20 protein-coding genes are annotated in these 23331 nt (G+C 39.3%); 17 read left to right on the forward strand and 3 right to left on the reverse strand.

Annotated elements, in window-relative coordinates:
• Positions 1-5: 5 nt before the first annotated feature.
• The 8 genes from ABFG93_RS14680 to ABFG93_RS14715 all read left to right on the forward strand — a co-directional run bounded on the left by ABFG93_RS14680 (position 6) and on the right by ABFG93_RS14715 (position 10734).
• Positions 6-1376 (forward strand): nucleotide sugar dehydrogenase, encoded by a 1371-nt coding sequence (locus ABFG93_RS14680; RefSeq protein ID WP_347548773.1) that lies wholly within the window; start codon positions 6-8, stop codon positions 1374-1376.
• Between the two features lie 22 nt (positions 1377-1398).
• Positions 1399-3522, forward strand: a complete 2124-nt coding sequence (locus tag ABFG93_RS14685; protein WP_347548774.1) for a glycosyltransferase — start codon at positions 1399-1401, stop codon at positions 3520-3522.
• 19 nt (positions 3523-3541) lie between these two features.
• Complete coding sequence (locus ABFG93_RS14690; RefSeq protein WP_347548775.1) at positions 3542-4246, forward strand: glycosyltransferase; 705 nt, start codon at positions 3542-3544, stop codon at positions 4244-4246.
• A gap of 201 nt (positions 4247-4447) precedes the next feature.
• Positions 4448-6148: a class I SAM-dependent methyltransferase gene (locus ABFG93_RS14695; protein WP_347548776.1), complete on the forward strand. Its 1701-nt coding sequence runs from the start codon at positions 4448-4450 to the stop codon at positions 6146-6148.
• Complete coding sequence (locus ABFG93_RS14700; protein WP_347548777.1) at positions 6145-7191, forward strand: glycosyltransferase family 4 protein; 1047 nt, start codon at positions 6145-6147, stop codon at positions 7189-7191. The genes ABFG93_RS14695 and ABFG93_RS14700 overlap by 4 nt, the downstream gene beginning before the upstream one ends.
• A gap of 192 nt (positions 7192-7383) precedes the next feature.
• Positions 7384-8607 (forward strand): glycosyltransferase family 4 protein, encoded by a 1224-nt coding sequence (locus tag ABFG93_RS14705; protein ID WP_347548778.1) that lies wholly within the window; start codon positions 7384-7386, stop codon positions 8605-8607.
• On the forward strand, positions 8607-9725 hold the full coding sequence (locus ABFG93_RS14710; protein WP_347548779.1) for a glycosyltransferase family 4 protein: 1119 nt from the start codon (positions 8607-8609) through the stop codon (positions 9723-9725). Before ABFG93_RS14705 ends, ABFG93_RS14710 begins: the two co-directional genes overlap by 1 nt.
• A gap of 34 nt (positions 9726-9759) precedes the next feature.
• Positions 9760-10734, forward strand: coding sequence for an LCP family protein (locus ABFG93_RS14715; RefSeq protein WP_347548780.1), 975 nt, complete (start codon positions 9760-9762; stop codon positions 10732-10734).
• A gap of 82 nt (positions 10735-10816) precedes the next feature.
• On the opposite strand, the gene ABFG93_RS14720 is transcribed toward ABFG93_RS14715, so the two are convergent.
• Together ABFG93_RS14720 and ABFG93_RS14725 are read right to left on the reverse strand one after the other, a co-directional pair.
• Complete coding sequence (locus ABFG93_RS14720) at positions 10817-11902, reverse strand: glycosyltransferase family 4 protein (RefSeq protein ID WP_347548781.1); 1086 nt, start codon at positions 11900-11902, stop codon at positions 10817-10819.
• A 201-nt stretch (positions 11903-12103) separates the two neighbouring features.
• On the reverse strand, positions 12104-12736 hold the full coding sequence (locus ABFG93_RS14725) for a YigZ family protein (protein ID WP_347548782.1): 633 nt from the start codon (positions 12734-12736) through the stop codon (positions 12104-12106).
• Positions 12737-13001: 265 nt separating this feature from the next.
• Here ABFG93_RS14725 and ABFG93_RS14730 point away from each other — a divergent pair, with 265 nt between their 5' ends.
• Complete coding sequence (locus ABFG93_RS14730; RefSeq protein ID WP_347548783.1) at positions 13002-14153, forward strand: sensor histidine kinase; 1152 nt, start codon at positions 13002-13004, stop codon at positions 14151-14153.
• A 3-nt stretch (positions 14154-14156) separates the two neighbouring features.
• Positions 14157-14861, forward strand: coding sequence for a response regulator transcription factor (locus tag ABFG93_RS14735; RefSeq protein WP_347548784.1), 705 nt, complete (start codon positions 14157-14159; stop codon positions 14859-14861).
• Positions 14862-14940: 79 nt separating this feature from the next.
• On the opposite strand, the gene ABFG93_RS14740 is transcribed toward ABFG93_RS14735, so the two are convergent.
• Positions 14941-15870, reverse strand: a complete 930-nt coding sequence (locus tag ABFG93_RS14740; RefSeq protein ID WP_347548785.1) for a peptidoglycan-binding protein — start codon at positions 15868-15870, stop codon at positions 14941-14943.
• 300 nt (positions 15871-16170) lie between these two features.
• Here ABFG93_RS14740 and ABFG93_RS14745 point away from each other — a divergent pair, with 300 nt between their 5' ends.
• The 7 genes from ABFG93_RS14745 to secA all read left to right on the forward strand — a co-directional run bounded on the left by ABFG93_RS14745 (position 16171) and on the right by secA (position 23286).
• Entirely contained in the window at positions 16171-17019 is an 849-nt protein-coding gene (locus ABFG93_RS14745; protein WP_347548786.1) for a DegV family protein, read from the forward strand.
• Positions 17020-17044: 25 nt separating this feature from the next.
• Complete coding sequence (locus tag ABFG93_RS14750; protein WP_347548787.1) at positions 17045-18544, forward strand: DEAD/DEAH box helicase; 1500 nt, start codon at positions 17045-17047, stop codon at positions 18542-18544.
• Positions 18545-18654: 110 nt separating this feature from the next.
• Positions 18655-19050, forward strand: a complete 396-nt coding sequence (locus ABFG93_RS14755; protein WP_347552855.1) for a ComF family protein — start codon at positions 18655-18657, stop codon at positions 19048-19050.
• A 42-nt stretch (positions 19051-19092) separates the two neighbouring features.
• The gene (locus ABFG93_RS14760; protein WP_347548788.1) at positions 19093-19248 is read left to right on the forward strand and encodes a ComF family protein; all 156 of its coding nucleotides are present in this window, start codon (positions 19093-19095) and stop codon (positions 19246-19248) included.
• A gap of 141 nt (positions 19249-19389) precedes the next feature.
• Positions 19390-19590 carry a cold shock domain-containing protein gene (locus ABFG93_RS14765; protein WP_194218747.1) on the forward strand — a complete coding sequence of 67 codons (201 nt, stop codon included), beginning with the start codon at positions 19390-19392 and terminating at the stop codon, positions 19588-19590.
• 270 nt (positions 19591-19860) lie between these two features.
• Positions 19861-20421: a ribosome hibernation-promoting factor, HPF/YfiA family gene (hpf, locus tag ABFG93_RS14770; RefSeq protein WP_347552856.1), complete on the forward strand. Its 561-nt coding sequence runs from the start codon at positions 19861-19863 to the stop codon at positions 20419-20421.
• A gap of 351 nt (positions 20422-20772) precedes the next feature.
• The gene (secA, locus tag ABFG93_RS14775; protein ID WP_347548789.1) at positions 20773-23286 is read left to right on the forward strand and encodes a preprotein translocase subunit SecA; all 2514 of its coding nucleotides are present in this window, start codon (positions 20773-20775) and stop codon (positions 23284-23286) included.
• Positions 23287-23331 lie beyond the last annotated feature (45 nt).

Genomic DNA, 23331 nt, shown 5'->3' on the forward strand with positions numbered 1-23331 from the left:
ATGAGATGAAGGAATCTTTGTTAAATAAGTTTGAGTCAGGTAATGCACGTGTTGGAGTAATTGGACTAGGATATGTAGGCCTTCCGCTTGCTGTGGAAATGGCACAAAAAGGTTTTGAAGTATATGGAATCGACGTATCTACAGAAAAAATGGACATTCTAAATAAGGGGAAGAGTTATGTCATGGACATCTCTGATGAGCAGGTGGAAGCCATCATCGGAAAGAACTTTTTCCCTGGAGACGACTTCTCAGTACTCTCGAAGCTAGATGCTGTGAGTATTTGTGTTCCGACACCACTTGCTAAAACGAAAGAGCCAGATGTTTCATATATCAATGCTGTGGTTGAACAGTTAGTTGAGTATATGACTGAAGGAACACTTGTTATTCTAGAAAGTACAACCTACCCTGGTACCACAGAGGAGTTAATTAAAGCTGTTATTGAAGAACAGACTTCTTTCCGTGCGGGTGAAGATTTCTTCCTATGCTTCTCACCTGAGCGTGTCGATCCGGGTAACAAGCAATTTAATACGAAAAACACACCAAAAGTACTTGGTGGTTCAACAAAACCATGTCTTGAACTTGGTGTTGCTCTTTACAGCTCGTTCCTTGAGAATATCGTTCCAGTTAGCTCAACAAGCGTTGCAGAAATGGTTAAGCTTCTTGAAAACACGTTCCGTAGTGTAAACATCGGACTAGTGAATGAGCTAACTATGATGTGTGATCGCATGGGCATTAATGCATGGGAAGTGATTGATGCTGCTGCTACGAAGCCGTTTGGTTACATGCCTTTCTACCCTGGACCAGGAATTGGCGGACATTGTATTCCACTTGATCCAGCTTATCTTTCATGGAAAGCTAAAATGTTTAACTTCTACAACCGATTTATTGAACTGGCAAGTGATGTGAATGGTAACATGCCACGCTACGCACTTAACCAGGCTGCTGATATCCTAAATGATAATGAAAAATCAATTAAAGGATCAAAAATCTTTATCCTTGGTATGGCTTATAAGAAAGACATTGATGATCTTCGTGAATCTCCTGCACTTGAAATTTACCGCCTTCTTGAAGATAAAGGAGCTCATGTGTACTACCATGATCCGTTTGTTTCAAGCTTTAAGAATGGTGATGAAGTAGTTTACTCCGTTGAATTGAACGATCAGAATCTAGATGATGCGGATTTAGTTGTTATCGCAACGAATCACACAACTGTTGATTATGATTATGTAATTAACCGTTCGAAGCTCATTTATGACACTCGTAACGTGACGAAGAACTACAAAGATTCGGAAGGTAAAGTAACGCTATTAGGCGGACAACAGAACTTTGATTTACCTACGAATGTTGAAGAAAACTCAAGTGTTAGTCCAAAGTAATTGATGTAAAAGGAGAATCCTGATGAAATTTGATGTTAGCCCATTTTATACAGAAAATATTGAGGTTTCTATTAATGAGGGAAGCTTGAATAACAAACTGATCTCACATGGAAAAAAAGCGAATTCTCTTCTTGTTCTTTCTGGAAATGGGGACACACAATCTTCGTTGAAACTTGCAAGCCTCGACAAGCACGTCGTCGAGCTTGTTCGATTTGATGAAGAGCTGCAAGGAAAAAGTAACATGTATCGTTCGCTTCCGCGAGAGCTACAGGAGAAGTTAACTCTTCAAAAAGCAAACTTCTATAACTCGGAAGAACTTTCTCCTTATAAATCTGAAATGGTTGTACTTGAGGGCTCTTTCACAACGCGATTCTTTGAAGAAGCTTTTCTGCACACCATTCATGCGAATCTTTCAGATGAGCTGAATGGTACGCTTGCAGTTAAGTTACCAATGGATGCTGAAGTGACAGAAGATATTTCTGAAGTCGTATTATGTTTGAATCAATTCTTCATTGCCAAGTCAATGGGGTTTGAAGATAACTACTTCTATTTCCTGGGTGAACCGCGGACTATACTTCCTGAAGAGCGTATTAAGCAAGAAGTCACGAGTGATTTGCTTGCAGCTGTTCTTAAGCTCGAAAAAGCAATTCCAAAATTAGGTGTGAGCGAAGTCTCAGTAAAGAAGACCGAACCTGAGTTTGATGAAGAAGCAATCGCTAAAGCTGTTGCCAATCAACGCCTCGACCAAGCTATTCAGCATCAATTTAAAATCAATGAGCTAAACGAGCAGGTCAAAAAGTTATCAATTGATGTACGAAAAAAGGATAAGCAGCTTGCTCGAGTTACTCAGAGATACAATCGTGCACAGCACATTGTTAATCACATGGATTCGAATGCATCTGCAAGGTATTTGATTGGTGATGCTGTTATGGGAGCAAGAACATTTGGTCGCGCCATTCGTCTTCCAAAGCGTCTTCTTAAGATTTATCGTGATGCAAAGAGTGGGAAGCTAGGTCGTATTAAGAACGGTTCTGGTTCGTTCGACATTGAGCCAATTGATAACGGTAATGCGATTCTATTTGTTCCAACAAATGGAGCAGGACTTGGTCACTTAACCCGTCTTCTTGCGATTGCACGACGTGTAAAGCGAATTGATCCTTCTAAGAAGATTATTTTCCATACAACGAGCTCGGCGATGCATTTGATTCTTCAAGAAGGTTTCCTTGGGTATCATTTACCATCGAAAATGCTTTTCCCTAAAGAAATGAGTGCCAAGCAATGGAACGCAATGTTGCGTGATCACCTAGAAACGGTGATCAGTATTCACCAACCTGAAACGATTGTTTTCGATGGTGCATTCCCATATGCCGGCCTTGTTGCCTCTATGCGTAAAAAGGATGGCTTAAGAAAAATCTGGGTGAAGCGTGGTCAGCATAAAGAAGGAAAAGCTGAACTCGTTGAAACGAAGGAAAATGAGTTTGACGAGGTTTACGTACCAGGTGAAGCCGGTGGTGAGAACAGCATGAGAAAAGAAGGTATTAAAACATACTGTGAACCAGTGCTTTATCTTGATCGAGAAGAGCTAAAAGATCGTGAAAGCGTTCGTCGTCAATGGAATATCCCAGAAGGTATGAAAATGGTTTACGTACAGCTTGGTGCAGGTAAAATCAACGACATTCATTCTACAATTTCCATTTTGTTAAATGAACTTCTTAAAAGAGAAGACGTTTTCGTTGTTATTGGTGAGTCGATTATCGGTAACCGCATGGATTTAAAAATGGATCGAGTGCTTACCTTAAGGGATTATCCTAACTCGATTTACTTTAATGCATTCGATTTGATTGTAACTGCTACCGGGTATAATACGTTCCACGAGGTCATGTACTTCGGTGTGCCATCCATCTTAATACCAAATGAGAACACGAAGACAGACGATCAAGTAGCAAGAGGGATGATTGCAGGGAACGCAGGTGCTGCAATCGTATTGAGAGATCCTGGAGCTAGCGATTTTGAAAAAGCGATTGAAGAAGCTCTTGATGAAGAGAACAACCGTAACATGAGAAAAAATGCTTTATCTCTTGTGAAAGAGAACGGAGCTCAGCAAATGGCTGAAATGATTGTTCAAAACGTAGTAGTAGAAAATTAGAAAACTGTCTGGGAGAGTGATGATGTTGAAACGTAAGATTTTAGTGCCAATTGCCTTCAATAACTGGGCGTTAACAGATGTAAATGACAACCGTTTGACGAAGGAATGGATTGACCATCGCATGGGTATTTTTATGAAATATACGTGTAAGAGTCTTAAAGCACAAACGAATCAAGATTTCACGACAATTCTTCAATACGACCAACGTTCAGAAGAACACGTTTTGAACGCTCTAAAACAACACGATCCGCTTCCAGAGAATATTAAATTTGTGCCGAAAAATGCTTACAACAAAACGCTGGAGCGCGAAATCCAGGACTATGATGAAGTGTATTTTGCACGAATTGATTCAGATGATATGTATCATAAAGGTTACTTTGAATTTCTGAAGAATCATCAGCCAGCTGAAGGTACTGAAGCGCTTATCAATCAGTACGGGTACTTCTATGATGAATATTCAGATAAAGTAGCGACTGCTAAGATTCAATCGCCTCCATTCTACACATTAATCTATAATGTGGCTGAATATTTAGAAGGCAAGCGTCATCCTGTTAAAGGACATCTTTCCGTTCATAGTTTAAATCATGAGCTGTTAGAGCCGAGAAACTACGTTCAGGTTATTCATTCCAACAATATGTCTACATCGTTCGAAAATAGATATATTGATGGGCTGATCGAAGATGAAAATGAGAAAAACCAGATCCTTCAGAATTTCTGGGGTTAATAAGGATAGAAGCTGTCGGAAGATCCGACAGCTTTTTTTACTAAATTTAGGGCATAGTCGATTTATTTATGAAATTAGCTGTATATCCTTTTTAGAATATACAACATCATATATAATTCAAATAAAGGTGAATATTCCATAATAGGAAATAAATGGTATCAAATTATAGAGCTGTATGTGTAGCTCAAACAGGAGAATGGCATGCTAAAAAATCAGTTAAAGCACTTAGAAAATGGAACGATTCGTCTACCACAAACACAAGTGTCTCGATTGAAATGGTGTGGTTCTAGAGCTTCAGGATTTCATCTTCTTCAAGTTAGTCAAACGCCTTCTATTCTGGCTTTAATCAATGAAGATCCTGAACTAGATATGGTTAATGTCTTTCCCTCAAACCAACAGTACACAACCATTGACCATCCTGCTGTAGAGAGCTGTTGTTCTGTATTCTGGACGGGGGATTTATCAGGTGCGATCCCATATCCTACAAACTATTTTGATACGGTGATAATTGATGAGCTTCTTGAACTAACAGCACAGGAAGCTATTGATGAGTTTAGAAGAGTGGTAAAACCGAACGGAAAGTTGATTATCACTCAAGAATTGACTAAATCTTTAACAAGGAAAGACTATTGGATCCCTCTTCTTTCACATTTTGAGGAGCTTGATAAACGTCTCGACAATGATTGTGTTAGCTGGGTAGGCAGGAACTCTGGAGTGGATTTAACAGAGACAGAAGATATTGTCGAGCATCTAGTAGTAGAGATTAGTGAAAGGTTAGAGGAGAAAAAAATATTCGTAGAAGAGAAAAAGCAACAGGTTCTAAAGCAGAAAAAGGATAGCATATTAGAGCAGCTAGAAAAAGATAAAAAGCTTAAAATGACTGTCCCATATTTTCGCAATAAATATCTCACGCAGATTGAAACGATTCAGTTAACTGAAAAAGAGAAGAGTGAACTTACACCGCTTAAACAGGATACCGTGCTACACACCCAAAAAATCGAACTGAAAGAGCTTATACTCCAATCTTTTCAAGAACGTGACATTGCGATTGTGATGGGGGATGGCGACTATTACAGAAAGTATAGCCTTAACTTTTCACACCATTTAACAGAGGCATTGTTACGTAAAGGCTACAGGGTTATCTATGTAACGAATAATGTTGATAAAACGATCCATCCTATTAAAAATGAATCCACACAATTATTGCAAATCAATCGTAAGGATTTTGGAGAAATTGCTGACTTATTTAACCAACCAGCTTTATTTATCACTTCGACGGACCTCCAGATTGCAAAACGAATTGGTCGATTTCTGTGGAATAGATGGAGCGTGTACTATTTACCGGAAGCGGTTATCGAACAGAATGAAGACGTTCATTCCTTTCTAGCAAATCTTCTTAAAAAAGAAAACTTTCTAGCTGGTGCTGGTAGTAAGTTCCCTATTTCTGCGGTGGTTAAAGAGCGCGTTCCGACGTATACAAAATCTTCTGAGTCAACCAAACTAATTTTAGGTTTTATTGGGGACTTAAGTACGAAAGCTATTCATTATCAAGCTATTAAAGAGCTTTTAAGAGCTAATGAAGCTTTAACGGTTGAATTAATTGGGCATCATCTACCAGAAGAAAAACCTTTTCGAACGAATCGATTAATTATGAGAGAATATACTCATCGCGAAGAAGTTGCAAAAAGAATCCAGAAATGGACTGGTGGAATATTACCTGTGAAGCATCCAGAGGATAAGGCTCCCATCAATTTAATGCAAACTACCGGGATGCCTCTACTGAAGATAGAAGACTGGAGTGCACCACTTGATCCCAGTTTGTTGATCCCATCTGAAAATCCAAGGAATTGGACAGAGGTGTTAGATGAGATTCTTTCCAATCCAACCGGAGGCCTTACATGAAAATCCTATACATCTATCGATACTTATTGCTAGGCGGGGTGACGACTCAGCTCGCAAACAGGCGTGGATTTTTACAAACTGTTAGTGATCCACATTTTATCTTTCTGTCAGATCACGGGGGTCGTTCTGCCTTCGGTGATTATGAGAAGTTAACGGTTATGGATCAGCCAGAGGCTATTCTCCACTATATTGAAAAACAAAAGATCGATCTTATCATCGCGATTGATACGAAGGAAGTAACAGATTATCTTATTGAAAAGGAATGTGAGATCCCAATTATTCAGGAAGTGCATGGCATTTCATACAAGCTAAGTTATTTGGTTGAAACAGATTCGACTAAATTCAGTGGCTATATCGTTCCCTCTACTTATAGTAGGAATCGAATTATTGAGGACTATCACGCTCCAGAAAATAAAACATTTGTGATTCCTAATTGTCTGGATACGTCTTTATTTTCGCCTAAAGATCCTGTCCCAATTACAAACAAGAAGATTATTTGTTGGGTAGGGAAATTAAACGATCATAAAAACTGGATTGGTTTTTTAGATCTTGCTCAGAAAATTAATGCAAAACGACAGGATTGTGTGTTCTGGATGATAGGTGGAGAAACAGCCTCTGTGAAGGCAACAAAGCATTTCTTTAATGAAGCTGCAAATCGAGGGATAAATGTCACCTGGATTGATCGGATGGAATATGAACAAATGCCAACGCTCTATTCGATGGTTGCACAGAGCGGAGGATGTACGGTGAGCACATCCAGGGGAGAATCTTTTGGAATGAGCTTAATCGAGGCGATGGCGTGCGGATGTCCTGCAGTAGCCCCATCTGTCGGAGCAATTCCAGAAATTTATTCAGGTGCACTGGAGCGCTTATTGTACAAGCTTCATGATTTAGATACATGCGCAGCTATTGTCGATACGGTGCTTGACGATTCTGATGAACGAAGCGAACTAATTCGAAAAGGTATGCACAAGGTGAGTGAATTTACGATCGAGCGTGTGGTGTCTCAATATTATCGCCTTCTTAGTGAATTAGCAAAATGAGCGCACTACAAGTGAAGTTATGTCATTTTTTACAAGTTACATGCTTTGTGTAATCACTTTTCAATCGATTCGTAAGGAAGTATAATGAAAGAAGTATTTTTATCCCACCCATCAGAGGGGGATGAAGCAATCCCCCCTCTGATGGAAGTTTCACTTTATGTCGTATTCTGCTAGTTAGGGAAAGGATTCACTATGAAGGTTTTGTATATCACACAACATTTCCCCCCGGAAATAGGTGCCGCACAGGCGCGTGCCTATGATATGTCAATGAATTTAGTAGAAGAGGGTTGCGATGTCACAGTCGCCACTGCTTTTCCTAATCATGTGCCATCCAAAAAACTCATGCAAACCAGTAAGCATCTTGGTTTAAATGTGATCCGTACGTTTGTCGTTCAGGATACAAAGAAAAGTTCGCGCAGGCGGATGTTGAATTATTTATCATTTATGATGACTTCTATTATAGCAGGATTAACCGTAAAGAAGCCGGATGTTGTGTTTGCCACAACCCCCCAGCTATTTGCGGGGCTATCCGGATATATAGTAAGTAAACTAAAACGCGCGAAATTTGTCATTGAAGTAAGAGACTTATGGGTGGATTTTGCTGAAGTATTGAATCAAATTAATAATAAACGTGTTTTAAAGCTTGCTCGTAAGCTTGAGTGGTTTCTGTTTAAAAAGGCTGATCATATTATTGTCGTTACACAAGGTTATAAACGGTACCTGATTGAAAAGGGGATTCCAGAAGATAAAATTGATGTCATTACCAATGGTGTTAACCCTCACGAGACTGGAGTTCTCGTACCTGAGGAAGGAAGTATGATTCGAGAACAGTATGGATTAGAGAACCAATTTATTATTTTATATGCGGGTAACATGGGGATTGCTCAGGGTTTAAAGACGGTTTTAGAAGCAGCTGAGAACTTACTGGAACATCCGTCCATTACGTTTGTTTTAATTGGTGAAGGTGCTGAGAAAGTACGACTTCAGGCGTACAGAGAAGAAAAAAAACTGACGAATGTCTTAATACTTGATAGTAGAGCAAAGCAGGAGCTTCATGGCTTCTATGCTGCTGCAGATCTTTGCCTGGTTGTCCTTAAAAACCATCCGTTATTTGAAATCACGATTCCTTCAAAGTTATTTGATTGTCTTGCGATGAATAAACCAGTACTGCTTGGTATTGGTGGAGAGTCAAAGGAAATTGTAAAGAGCTTAAACGCAGGTCTATTCTTCGAACCAGAGGATCCTGAATCGCTAGCTGAGGTCGTAGTAGAGGCAGCTTCTAATCCTGCGATTATGAATGAGCTCGAAAAAGATGTAAGAAGTAAGATGCTATTATCGTATAACAGGCAAGAACTATCCAAAAACTTAGCGAAACGATTACGAGCTACTCTTCATAGCTCAAAAGGTTGGTCATAATGAAAAAAGTGTGTGTTATCACATCAATTCACTCTCCATTTGATGGACGTATTTATCATAAGCAGTGCAAAAGCTTAAAACGAGCAGGCTATGATGTTGTATTAATCGCTCCAGAGCCTGAAGTGATGGAGTCAAATGATATTCCTCTTATTACTTTTAAGCGGCCTACTAGTATTAAGCAACGAATTATGGTGATTTATCGTATGTATAATTTAGCCAAAAAAACGAACGCCGATATTTACCATTTCCATGATCCAGAGTTAATGATCGTTGGCTTTATGATCGAAACGTTTCTGAAAAAACCTGTTATTTACGACATTCATGAACATTATCCTAATACGATTATGGGAAGAGACTATATTCCATCCGCCATTAAAATTCCAATGAAAATGGCATACATTTGCGTGGAAAAATTGGCACTCCTGAAAATAAGTGGTGTTATTTATACAACTGATGAAATTGGAAAGCGTTATGGACGCTACAATGGTTGTAAAATTGAAAACTATCCACTTAAGGAAATGTTTCCCGCAAGAAAAAGGGAAAAAGACCCCAATCAACTTATTTATTTAGGTGGAATAACAAAAATCAGAGGTGTACTTGAGCTTGTTGAAGGCTTCAGTCTAGCACTGAAGGAAAAGCCAAACGCAAGACTTCTTTTTCTTGGAAGCTTTGAGTCCGAGGCTTTTGAGCAAGAAGTACACAATCAGATCGCTCAAAAAGGAATTGGAGAGAATGTATCCTTTATAAGCAGGGTACCCTACGAACAAATCTCCTCTTATGTAGATCAATCAGCCATTGGCATATTGCCTTATTTACCTTATCCTAATCATCTTGTGGCTTTGCCCAATAAGTTATTTGAATACATGGCAGCTAACAATGCTATTATTGCCTCTGATTTTCCACATTACGCAAGAGTTATTACTGATAGCAATGGTGGAATGGTTATTAATCCGGAAGACCCCAAAGACATTGCCGCAAAAATTACACAACTATTAAGTATTCCTGAAGAAACAAGGGAACTTGGTAAGAACGCTAGAAAAGCCTTTGAAAACAAGTATAATTGGTCATGTGAAGAAAAAAAACTGCTTGGATTTTACCGTAGCTTGCTACAACGGTAAATAAATAAGAAGCTTGAAAGAAGCGGGGAAGAAAATGAAAAAGCAATCAAGAATTAAAAGAAGGCGAAAGAAGAGTTTTTTTCGTAGATTTTTCACTTTTATCCTCTTAATTGTTCTGATCCTGGTCGGATATGGAGCCTATCTTGCGTATAATGCTTATGACGCAGCATCAGGGTCATATCAAGAGCTGTCCAGAGGAGATAAATCAGAATTAAGGGATGCGGAAGTGGCAGTTACAAAAGATCCGATTTCCATCTTAATCATGGGTGTCGAAGACTATTCGACCGGTGGCGAAAATGGTCGTACGGATACATTAATGGTAGCTACTGTAGATCCAGATACAAAGGAAATAAAGTTACTCAGTATACCGAGGGATTCTCGAGTTGACATCATTGGAAAAGGTTTTAAAGATAAGATTACTCATGCTCATGCATATGGCGGTACAGACATGACCATTGATACAGTAGAAAACTTTTTGAACATACCGATTGATTATTATGTGAAAGTTAACTTTGATGGTTTTAAAGATGTTATAGATGAGATTGGCGGCATCACGGTTGATGTACCGTTTGATTTCACTGCTCACACAGACGTACCTGGAGGAAGAGCAGAGTTTACAGAAGGTGAGATGAGGCTTGATGGGACAGAAGCCCTTGCATACGCTAGAATGCGTAAAAGTGACCCACGTGGCGACTTCGGTAGAAGTGATCGTCAGAAGCAAGTTATTAAAGCCGCAATGGATGAAGTATCCAGTGCTAAAGGGTTAATGAAGCTGGATGACATTGCTCAGCATATAGGCAATAACATTGAAACCAACCTGAAGCCAACCGAATTATTCGCTCTTCAGAAAAAGTATTCTGATGTTAGTTCCTCTAAGCTTGAGAGTCTCTCACTTAATGGAGTAGACCAGACCATTGACGGTGTGTATTATTTCATTCCAAATGAAGAAAGTGTTTCAAATCTAAGTCAGAAATTAAGTTCCATTCTCACTGACCAATCAGGAGAATAGATAAGATACAAAAAAGCATCCGCAGCAGCGGATGCTTTTTTATTAAGATCAGAGTAGTTCAATCTCTGATGGAAGTTTCACTTTATCGTTTCATAGTACTGGTGAAGACCAGGATCTTTTTGAGTGTATTAATAAGTGGCTTTCGTTGATTTCCAATTAGTCCTATGAGTTCTGCAGTAAATTGTATCACAATGAGAAGCAGTATGAGTAAGAATAACGATCCCCAGAGAGTAGAAGCTGAGAAAAGAATGGCTGTTATTCCAAAGAAAAAGCTCAGTAGATAAATGATAATCACCGTAGATTGATGTGTAAAACCAATCGCTAGTAGACAATGATGAATATGAAATTTATCGGGTGTGGATATTTTTTGCTTCCTCATAAGTCTTCTTATAATGGCAAAGAAAGTATCAAATATAGGAACTGCAAGAATGATCACTGGAATAATAAGACTGAATACCGTTACACTTTTAAATAGTCCCAGCATTGAAATGACTGATATGGCAAATCCTAAAAAAAGTGCTCCTGTGTCACCCATAAAAATGCTGGCCGGATGGAAGTTGAAAATTAAAAACCCAAGGGTACTACCAATGAGTATGACAGCAAGTGATATAACAACAAGCTGATGATCAAGCACAGCCATCGTTAGAATAGAACCAAGAGCGATTGTTGAAACGCCAGCTGCAAGTCCATCAAGTCCATCAATTAAATTGATGGAATTCGTTACTCCAACAATCCAGAGGACTGTGATGATAAAACTCATAAAGCCAAATTCAATTCTTCCGACAAAAGGAAAAGATACAAATTCTACCTGGAGACCTGAAGAAGCAACGATAATCGCTGCAGCAATTTGCCCGAGTAGCTTTACTTTAGGCGAAACAGCATATTTATCATCAAACACGCCAAGAATGATAATAAGAAGTCCGGCAATAATAATTTCTGTCATGTACGGTGAGTATGGTGTAAGGTATAAAAAACCTGCAACAGTACCTGCAAAAATAGCAAGACCGCCTGCTGAAGGCATAAGGCCTTTGTGAACCTTACGCTGGTTCGGTTTATCAGCAATTTTGAATTTAAGCGATAGGAATTTAACAATTGGTGTAGCGATTATTGCCACGCTTATGGAGATCATAAACGCTATAATATATTCAGTTAACGTTAACGAATACAATGAAATCCCCCTCTAACTGAGGAATAGTAGTTCATTCCTTTCATATCATATCAAAATAGAAGGCTATTGCAAGAAGTTTCTTATGATGATTTAACTGAAATTTCTTCTGTCCATTCTAGGTTTCCCGATTCGTGCGCTTTCATGTTGAAAAACCAAGTGAATTTAATTACCAGTACCCGCTTTTGACAACATATAATCATTTTAGACATCGTATTCTTTATACAATTGTTCCTCCTGGTGAATGGTTGCCTGTCCACTGGTGAGGTTGGTCATCCAATCAATGAATTGTTCTTCAAGTCCAGTTTCCACCATCGTTACAATAAGCACTTGATCTATATATTCGATATGATCCAATATATAATTCGACGACCGAATTTCATTTTCGACTTTACCTAACAAAGTATAATCAATTTTCGTGCTTATTTTGGTCATTAGCCTACGTTCAACAATGCCTGTGGCGGTGAGACCTTCAGATACGGATTGGCCATAAGCGCGTATTAAGCCACCTGCACCAAGTTTAATCCCTCCAAAATAACGGGTAACTACGACGGTAGTATCCTTTAAGCGACGTTTCTTTAATACTTCAAGCATTGGTACCCCTGCTGTACCAGAAGGCTCGCCATCATCATTTGCTTTTTGGATCAGGTCTTGCTCTCCAATTAAGTAGGCTGAACAATTATGTGTAGCACTATGGTTCGCTATTTTGATCGATTGGATGAATTCCTGAGCTTCTTCTTCTGTTGTTGTTCTTTTTACATGAGCTATAAAACGTGATCTTTGTATGACTATTTCATTTTTTCCGTCACCTTTGACCGTATAATACGAAGTAAGCATCGTTTACCTCCATCGATTCCTCTAACATTGCTAAGAATGAAAGGGATTTGTTTCTTATTATCGAATAATACATAATTACAGGTTTTTTATTAAAAGAGTGTAGTAAGGCGTTTTGTTTCCTTCTTAATTATAAGTGTCTTAAAATAATCCATCAAATATAAATCCTCAAGACATAAACAGACGGTCAGATACGAATTTTGTAAAAGAAGTACTTTTGGACTATCTTTTCCTGTCGTCCGTCCCTTGAAGGAATGGAGGAGTTAGCTTGGATTTTAAGAAGCTGGATCCAAAAGAATTAGATGTCATTCTAGACAGAACAATGGAGAGTATTAATACGAGTAAATCAAAATTGTTCGAAATTGGTGAGCATTCTCATGAAGAATGCCAGGAGATTAATCAGCACCTTCAAATATTGAAAGAAGAGCTAGAATCTCTTCAGAATCTAAGACAGGATCACATACTCGATGATCGGGTAGCTCGTGCAGAGCTAGTGAAGATCAGTAAGAACTTTCATAACTATGGTGAGCCAGTAATCAGAAAAGCATATGAAAAGGCCGCAGATGCTCAAATAAGGCTTTCTGTTAGTATGGAGAAAGAATCCCGGTTAAAAGATGAGATTTCCCATCTAGAGCAGCGACTGTTCTCTCTTCAAAATACGTCAGAGAAAGCAGAGGCATTTATGAGTCAAATTTCCACTGTTCTTAGCTATCTTGGCGGAGAGCTAAGGCTATATGGTGAGGTCATTGAAGATGCTAAAAGAAAACAAGAGTATGGACTTCGAATTATAGAAGCACAGGAAGAAGAAAGAAAACGACTTTCGCGGGAAATTCACGACGGGCCAGCCCAGGTTCTTGCAAATGTTCTTTTAAGGTCACAGCTAATTGAACGAATTTATGAGAAAAAGGGAAAAGACGAAGCGTTTAAAGAAATAAAGGATATGCGAGCGTTAATTGAAGATGCGCTGAAAGAAGTAAGGAGACTAATTTATGATCTGCGGCCTATGGCACTTGATGATCTCGGATTAATCCCAACCTTAATGAAATATTTAAACAAAGTTGATGATCGATCAGATGCAGATATTTACTTCGATTATTACGAAGGAATCGGAAGACTACATGTTCGCTTAGAAGCAGCCATTTTCCGTTTAGTGCAGGAAGCTATCCAAAATGCATTGAAGCATTCAGAAGCAAGTGAAATAAATGTTGACCTGAATCTAGATGGTGATAAGATTGTGGTAGTCATTCAAGATAATGGAATCGGTTTTGACGTTAACGTACGAAAAGATCAGTCATTTGGCTTAATCGGAATGAAAGAACGAGTAGGCTTATTAAATGGTACGATTGATGTTCAATCTACGCCGAACAAGGGTACATATATATTAATTAGAATCCCGATACTTGAACAGGAGGGCGTGTAAACGATGTATGCTGCAAAAACCCAAACTAAAATTATTATAATAGATGACCATCGCTTGTTTCGCGAAGGGGTAAAACGAATTTTAGATATGGAAGATGATTTCGAAGTGATTGCTGAAGGTGATGATGGAGACGAAGCACTTCGTCTTGTAGAAGATCACAAGCCGGATGTTGTCTTAATGGACATCAACATGCCACACGTGAATGGGGTTGAAGCAACAAGACAACTCATAGAGCAGATTCCTGAAACAAAGGTTATTATTTTATCGATTCATGATGATGAGACTTATGTTACTCACGCAGTCAAAACTGGTGCTGCTGGTTATCTCCTTAAAGAAATGGATGCTAACTCGCTTGTCGAGGCGGTAAAAGTTGTGGCTTCAGGTGGCGCTTATATTCATCCGAAGGTCACACACAACCTTGTTAATGAATACCGTAGACTTGCTACTGAAGGCAAGAGACCTACTGCGCAGATCGGGTACAAAGAGGTTGAATATCGCAAGCCCCTTCATATTTTAACGCGACGGGAATGTGAAGTTCTTCAGCTCCTTACAGATGGAAAGAGTAACCGTTCAATCGGTGAAGATCTGTTTATTAGTGAAAAGACAGTTAAAAACCACGTATCGAATATTCTTCAGAAAATGAATGTGAATGACAGAACCCAGGCGGTGGTTGAAGCCATTAAAAAAGGTTGGGTAAAGGTGCGCTGATACGCACCTTTATTTTTTTTGAGCTCGAAACAAAAGGGCAAAAAAAAGAACCTCCTGGTTGGAGGTTCTTTTTGGATCATTATGCGCGCTTAGCACCAAGGTAACGAGGTGCCCAGTAAGAGTTATCCATATCACTGATTGTAACTCCGTAAGAAGAAGAAGTGTGAATGAACTTCCCGTTACCAAGATAGATACCGGCGTGTGAAGGACCAGACTTGTATGTTTCAAAGAAAACAAGATCGCCAACAGATGGTGAAGATACGCTATCTGTTGCATTCCAGATGCTAGCTACAGTACGCGGGATTGAAACGCCTGCTTTGTTGAATACGTATTGTAGATAGCCGCTGCAGTCAAATCCAGATGGTGTTGTTCCTGCCCAAACATATGGAACTCCGATATATTGCTTCGCAATAGAAACAACAGATGAGTTAGATGTAGATGCACTTTTCACCTGTGAAGAAGATGAAGAAGTGTTTACAGATGCACCAGATAGTGCTGCAAATGTATTTGATCCAGCAATACCATCAACACTCAAACCGTTTGCACTCTGGAAGTTACGAACTGCCTGTTTTGTAATTGAGCCGTAAATGCCATCAACAGAGTAGCTATAGTATCCTTTTGATTTAAGTTGACTTTGAAGATTAGAAACACTTTGTCCGCGGTCACCATAACGAAGTGTTCCGCTGTATGTACTTGTATTACTGCTTGATTTTGAAACGGCAGCCCCTTTAAGTGCGCCAACTGTTTTAGGTCCTACAACGCCATCAACGCTTAGTCCTGCGCTGCGTTGAAAATCACGAACTCCGTCTTCAGTAATGTTGCCAAAATATCCTGTTGCTGTATGGTAGTCAAAATATCCTTTGTTGTCGAGTGTGTTTTGAAGTTCAGTTACGTCAGAGTGACTCATGCCATTGTAAAGCGTACGGTCACCTAGTGCTGCTTCACTGACGTTTGGTGCTAGTAAAAGAGTACCTGCGAGTGTAGTAGTGATCACGACTTTCTTAAACATAATATAATTCCCCCTGATTTATAAGTTTAAACATTTATTTCTCTATCACGATTGCTAGTTTACATGATTGAGATAACAATGGGATGAATATAACATTACAATCATGTAACAGATTACCTGTCTAAATTACTAAAAGCTTTATATTACGACATTTATATTAAAAAATATGGGGAAAGTAGTTGACAAAATTTGTGAAAAATAATATAAGCTTCAGTTGGCACAATCATTAAAATGCTCTATCATTAAATTAAGCTATGAAGATAAAAATCGGCATTTAATAGATTGAAAAGAGGCGTTTAAATGAAAACAGTTGCTATTGTAACAGATAGTACCGCGTATATACCTGAAGAAATGCTGAATGAATATGACATTACCATGATTCCCCTTAGCGTCATTTTTGGAAATGAAACGTACCTGGAAGAAAAAGAAATAAAAGCAGATGACTTTTTTGAGAAAATTAAGCAGGAGGATGAACTGCCAAAAACATCGCAGCCTTCAATTGGAAGTTTTATTGAGGCTTTTGAGAAGCTATCGAAATCGCACGATGAGATCATCACAATTACGTTATCAAGTGGCGTTAGTGGGACGTATCAATCGGCTTATTCCGCAGGATCGATGGTAGAAGAAGCAAATGTCCATGTATTTGATTCTGAAATTAGTTGTATGATGCAGGGCTTTTATGTCATTGAGGCTGCCCGTATGGCACTTGAAGGTTACAGCGGAGAGCGAATACTAGAAAGACTTCATGATATTAAAAGCCAGGGAACAAATGCTTATTTCCTTGTTAATGATTTAAGTAACCTTCACAGGGGAGGACGTATAAATGCCGCACAGCTCGTGGTAGGAAACCTTCTTCAAATCAAACCGGTTTTAACATTTGAGGACAAGAAAATCGTACCTTATGAAAAGATTAGAACAAGAAAAAAGGCACTGACTAAAATTCTTTCATTATTTGATGAGGCAGCAAAGCATGACGTTCCTATTAAAGCAACGGTCATTTATGCTACCAATAAAGAAGAAGCTGAAGCTTTAAAGGAAGATCTGGAGAAAAAGTATCCCAATGTTGAAGTTATTTTAAGTTATTTTGGTCCAGTGATTGCAACTCATCTTGGTGAGGGTGCCCTTGGACTTGGCTGGTATCGCCCATGAGTAACGTTGAATTGGAAGCAGATCGATGAGGTTTGCTTCCTGTTTAATAAATGGTCAGCATGTACTTGTTCCTGAATCACTCTCTGAACCTAATACGTTACGCTATTATCCAATCAGTCATTTCTCTTCGATTCCAGCGCAAGTGGTTAATACCTCTTTCCAACCAACCTCCACTCTTATTAACCACCTTATTGGTAGACATCTTCTATTAGAGGAAATTCCATTTTCACTGCAAACTCTTCACGATCACTACTTGAATGGGCATATTCAACTTGAAGCGGGGATCCAGAACATGGATGGCAATCTAACCTGCAGGAGATGTGGGAATAATCATTTGTTTTCAAGCTATTCTTGTTCGCGGTGCGGTGAATATAACTGTCACTACTGCAGGCACTGTATTATGATGGGACGCGTTAGTTCGTGTTCAGCCCTTTATCATGCTCCAACTTCATTTCATCCAGTTAACTCCTCTCCACTTCTAGAGTGGAACGGAACTTTGTCAGCAGGACAAATAGAAGCATCAAATGCAGTTGCTACTACCATCAAACAGAATAACGAACTGTTAGTTTGGGCTGTATGTGGAAGCGGGAAAACAGAAGTGCTGTTTCGTGGATTGGAAGAAGCTCTTTCCTGTAATCAAACGATCTGCATTGCCACACCACGTACAGATGTAGTTCGTGAACTTGTTCCCCGTTTGGAAAAAGTTTTTCCGGTAACTCCCATATCCGCCCTTTATTCCGGAAGTACCTCGTCTTCTTCCAGGTTTATAGTTTCTACAACCCATCAATTATTACGCTACAAACAATACTTTGACGTGATGATTATCGATGAAGTAGATGCTTTTCCTTATACCTTCGATCCTGCGCTTCAATATGCTGTGAATAAATCGAGAAAACGAGCGAGTTCTCTCATCTATCTAACCGCAACTCCTTCCCAATTTTTCCTGAAACGTATCGATCAGCAGAGCCTTAGTGTAGTCAGAATTCCAGCTAGATTTAATGGTTTTCCACTTCCTATGCCTTCATTCACATGGATTGGAAACTGGAGAAAGAAAATGAATAAAAGACAAATGGCCAAACCCATTGTTGAATGGATAAATAAGCAAATATCTGCAGAAAAGCCAGTGCTGCTTTTTATGCCTTCGATCACTACGTTAGAAAGCGCGAAAGCTTTGTTGGAGGCAGTAGATATCCAATGCGAGGCGGTTCATTCTGAGGATCCAGATCGTGCTGATAAGGTTCTTCGTTTTAGAAGAAAAGAGATACCCATTCTTCTTACTACAACGATATTGGAAAGAGGGGTTCCGATTGAGAACGTTTCTGTCGGAGTAGTAGGAGCTGAAGATCATGTATATACAGAAAATGCTTTAGTACAAATTGCAGGGAGGGCGGGAAGAAGTGCTGAATTTCCGGATGGAGATGTCACGTTCTTTCATTATGGAAAAACCAATGCAATGGTAGCGGCTGTTCGACAAATTGAGCGTATGAATGACGAGGCAGGTGAACGTGAATGGCTCAAAGTCTAATCTGTGTTTGGTGTAGGGGAGAGTTAGGGCGAACGACTTAATGGAGGAATATACTTCAAATAGAAAAAAGTCATACAGCATGTAATCCATGTCGGGAAAAGCTTACTCTAATTTCAGGTCCAATCTGCTTGAAGTGCGATCGTCCGTTAGAGAAGTTGGATGAAAACTATATTGAAGATCGTCATTGTTCCGACTGCTTACGATGGATAAAAAAAGGGAAGGGAGCCGTCCTTATTCAGAATCGCTCTTTCTATGAATTTAATGCTTTTATGAAAGGGGTATTTGCGCTTTATAAATTTCGGGGAGATGTAGAGGCTGGAAGAGTATTTTCACATATGTTTAACAAAGAAATTGCACGATCATATCACCATGTAGACCGTGTGATTCCGATACCACTAAGCGAGGAGCGGCTTTACGAGAGAGGGTTTAATCAATGCTCCGTCTGGATTGAGGGTTTTGGGTATGAGCAGGGGGACTTTCATAGGATTAAACATGAAGAAAAATAAAGCAAAAAGTCTAGAGAAGAGCGCATTAACCGTGATGAAGACATGTTCTATGTAAGTTCCAAGACGTTTATTAGTAATCAAAAAATTCTCCTAATCGATGATTTGTATACGACTGGAACGACTTTATATTACGCTGCGTTAGCCTTAAAGAATGCTGGTGCTGCAGAAGTTTATTCGTTAACTCTTTGTCGTGGTTAAACACCGTGTCGAAAACTTTTTAGGAAAACGCCTTCATTCGAGTTAAATCAACAAAAATATCCCTTTGACAGTCCCTTGAAACCGTTTTATAGTAATGACATGGCAATGCCATGAAGATTTTCGAAGGGAATGTTGAACAAGATGCAGGGAAAAGTAAAATGGTTTAACAATGAAAAAGGTTTCGGATTTATTGAGAGAGAAGATGGGGACGACGTATTCGTTCACTTTTCTGCAATCAGCGGTGAAGGATTCAAGTCTCTAGAAGAAGGCCAGACTGTTGAATTTGAAATTGTTGATGGCGCGCGCGGACCACAGGCCGCTAACGTAGAAAAAGTATCCTAATTTAAATCCAACTCTGAAGCTCCCATTTATGGGGGCTTTTTATTTTGAGTCAGGATCTTTTAGTTTGAATCGCCACCAAAAACTGCACTTTAATTATTACAATCGTTCAATAAAAGGTAATACCTATAAAAAATGTATTTTTTTGTCGTAAAAGAAGGTGATTTGTGAATTAAACGTAAAATAAATTATGATTTTTTAAAGTTTATAGAGGGTAACGGGAAGGGTATAAAGAATAATATAGTTATAGCATGGAAGGAGGAGTGCCACATGATGAATTTCAACATCCGTGGTGAAAACATTAAAGTTACACCTGCAATGCGAGAATATACTGAGAAGAAGGTAAGTAAACTTGAAAGGTATTTCGATACTCCACCTAATTCTGATGTTCATGTAAATATGAAGGTATACAACGATCAGCAAATGATCGAAGTAACAATTCCAATGCCAAACCTTCTATTAAGAGCTGAAGAAGAGCATCAAGATATGTATGCAGCAATTGATTTAGTTGTTGAAAAGCTAGAACGACAAATTCGAAAGCATAAAACGAAAGTGAACCGCAAATTCCGTCAGGAAGGTAGCGTTAAATATATGTTCCGCGATGAACTTAGTCCAACAACCACAAGCGTTGCTGAAGCTGAAGTTGATGAAGACGAGTTACAGGTTGTAAAGACAAAACGCTTTACTTTCAAGCCGATGGACGTAGAAGAAGCTATTCTTCAAATGGACATGCTTGGCCACAGCTTTTTCGTTTTCTCGAATTCCGTATCTGGAAACACAGGCGTTGTTTATCGTCGAAAAGATGGTAAATACGGATTGATTGAACAGGATTAATAAATTAATGTGATATGGGGCAGGGGGGACATCCCTTGCCCCTTTTAATATGCTAGAAATGCCCTTTAATAATGGGGAATAAACGAGCGAGAAGACTTTCACTTCTAAAGTGCACGCTATCTGTTAAGTTTTCTAACTTTCTTGTGCCTCTAGCTAGTAATTGTTAAAATGACTACATAGTATAGTTAGTTTGAATTAATCAAACCTTTAGGGCAGTTAATCCCACTGCAAAACGTGGACTACCTTGATTTTTAAGGTGGGATTTTACTCAGCCTTAAGGGTGGGATAAAATGAATAAGTATATGTTGAAATATGATAGCACTCTACTGACAACAAAAGAGGAGCGTTTCTATGAAAGGTTTATTACGTAAAATAATTCCGAATGGCAATGAGCGTCAAGTAAGCCGTTTGCAGAAAATGGCAGACCAGGTTGAGGCTTACTCAGATACAATGAAGAAGTTATCCGATGAAGAGCTACAAAACAAATCTACTGAATATAAAGAACGTATTGAAAAAGGAGAGAAGCTGGATAAGTTACTTCCGGAAGTTTACGCAACAGCTCGTGAGGCATCAGAACGTGTCCTCGGTATGCGTCCGTTCCCGGTGCAAATTATGGGAGCAATTGCTCTTCACGAAGGTAACATCGCAGAAATGAAGACCGGTGAAGGTAAAACATTAAGTGCAACCATGCCTGTATACCTTAATGCTCTAACTGGCAAAGGAGTTCACGTCATCACCGTAAACGAATATCTCGCACGTCGTGACGCAGAAGAAATGGGCGAGCTCTACCAATTTCTTGGTTTAACAGTTGGTTTGAACATTAGCGGGCTTTCGAAAGAAGAAAAAACGGAGGCATATGCAGCAGATATTACGTACGGAACAAACAATGAATTTGGTTTCGATTATTTACGAGACAATATGGTGCTTTATAAGGAAGAAATGGTACAACGACCTCTTCATTATTCGATTATAGATGAAGTCGATTCTGTTTTGATTGATGAAGCCAGAACGCCACTTATCATTTCTGGAAGTGCTGAAAAGTCTACAAACCTTTACATTCAGGCCAACCAGTTTGTTCGAACCCTGAAGGAAGAAGAGGATTATAACGTCGACATTAAGACGAAGAATGTTCAGATGACTGAAGACGGAATTACGAAGGCGGAACGCTTCTTCGCTATTGAAAATTTATTTGACTACAAGAACGTTCAGCTTAACCACCATATTAATCAGGCAATGAAAGCGAATTTCATTATGCAACTTGATATGGATTATGTAGTGCAAGAAGATGAAGTGGTCATCGTTGACTCATTTACAGGGCGTTTAATGGCGGGTCGCCGCTATAGCGATGGTCTTCACCAGGCGATTGAAGCAAAGGAAGGTCTTGTTATTCAGCGTGAAAGTATGACGCTTGCAACAATTACGTTCCAGAACTATTTTAGAATGTACGAAAAGCTATCGGGTATGACCGGTACGGCTAAAACGGAAGAAGAGGAATTCCGTAACATTTATAATATGAACGTTATTGCTATTCCTACAAACAGACCGATTGCTCGTACGGATTATCCGGATCTTGTTTATAAATCAACAAGTGGTAAGTTCCAGGCGTTGGCTAGAGAAATTGAAGAGCGTCATAAAAAGGGACAACCCATACTTGTAGGTACAGTTGCGGTAGAAACCTCTGAACTGATCTCTCAATTTTTGAAGAAACGTGGCATTCCGCATAATATTCTAAATGCGAAGAACCATGCGCGAGAAGCTGAGATTATTGAATCAGCTGGTCAAAAAGGAGCGGTTACAATCGCAACAAACATGGCCGGTCGTGGTACAGATATTAAACTTGGCGATGGTGTTGTTGAAAGTGGCGGACTCTTTATTCTAGGTACTGAACGCCATGAAAGTAGACGAATTGATAATCAGTTGCGTGGTCGTTCTGGTCGTCAGGGTGATCCGGGTGAGTCGAGATTCTATATCTCTATGGAAGATGAACTGATGAGAAGATTCGGTTCAGACAACATGATGAACATGATGAACCGCCTTGGTATGGAAGAAGATCAGCCGATTGAATCGAAGTTAGTTTCAAGAGCAGTTGAGTCTGCGCAAAAACGAGTAGAAGGCAATAACTATGATGCTCGTAAGCAGCTTTTACAATATGATGATGTCATGAGACAACAACGTGAAATCATCTATGCACAGCGTGCTGAAGTGCTTGAATCAGATAACCTGCGTGAAATTGTTGAATCGATGCTGAAGTCAGTCATCAATAGAATTGTCGATGCCCATACGGGGGACGAAGACATCCAGGAAGAATGGGATCATCAAGCGATTATTGATCATGCGAAGGGCATCTTCTTACAAGAAGGTCAATTGACGGTTAAAGACATCAAAGGTCTCGATAAAGAAGAAATTGTTGTGCTTCTCATTGAGAAAATGAAAGTGAATTACGATGAGAAAGAAGCTTCTTTCGAACCTGAGCGCATGCGTGAGTTTGAGAAAGTAATTCTCCTTCGAAGCGTGGACCGTAAATGGATGGATCACATCGATGCAATGGACCAGCTTCGACAGGGTATTCACCTTCGTGCATATGGACAAAATGATCCTCTCCGTGAATATCAATTTGAAGGGTACGAAATGTTTGAAGATATGGTCGCAGAAATTGAAGAAGAAGTGGCCACATACATTATGAAAGCTCAAATTGAAAGCAATCTGAAGCGTGAGAAGGTTGCTGAAGGTAAAGCAGTAAACCCTAAAGAAGAAGCAAGCTCAAAGCCAAAACCGGTTAAAAAGAAAATGGATGTTGGTCGGAATGATCCGTGTCCATGTGGAAGCGGCTTAAAATATAAAAATTGTCACGGCAAAGTTCAATAATGCCGGGCAGGTGTTCATCTATGGACACCTGCCTGTTCTATGTAA

It is taken from the genome of Pseudalkalibacillus hwajinpoensis, assembly GCF_039851965.1.
In the GTDB taxonomy this organism is placed as follows: Bacteria; Bacillota; Bacilli; order Bacillales; family Guptibacillaceae; genus Guptibacillus; species Guptibacillus hwajinpoensis_E.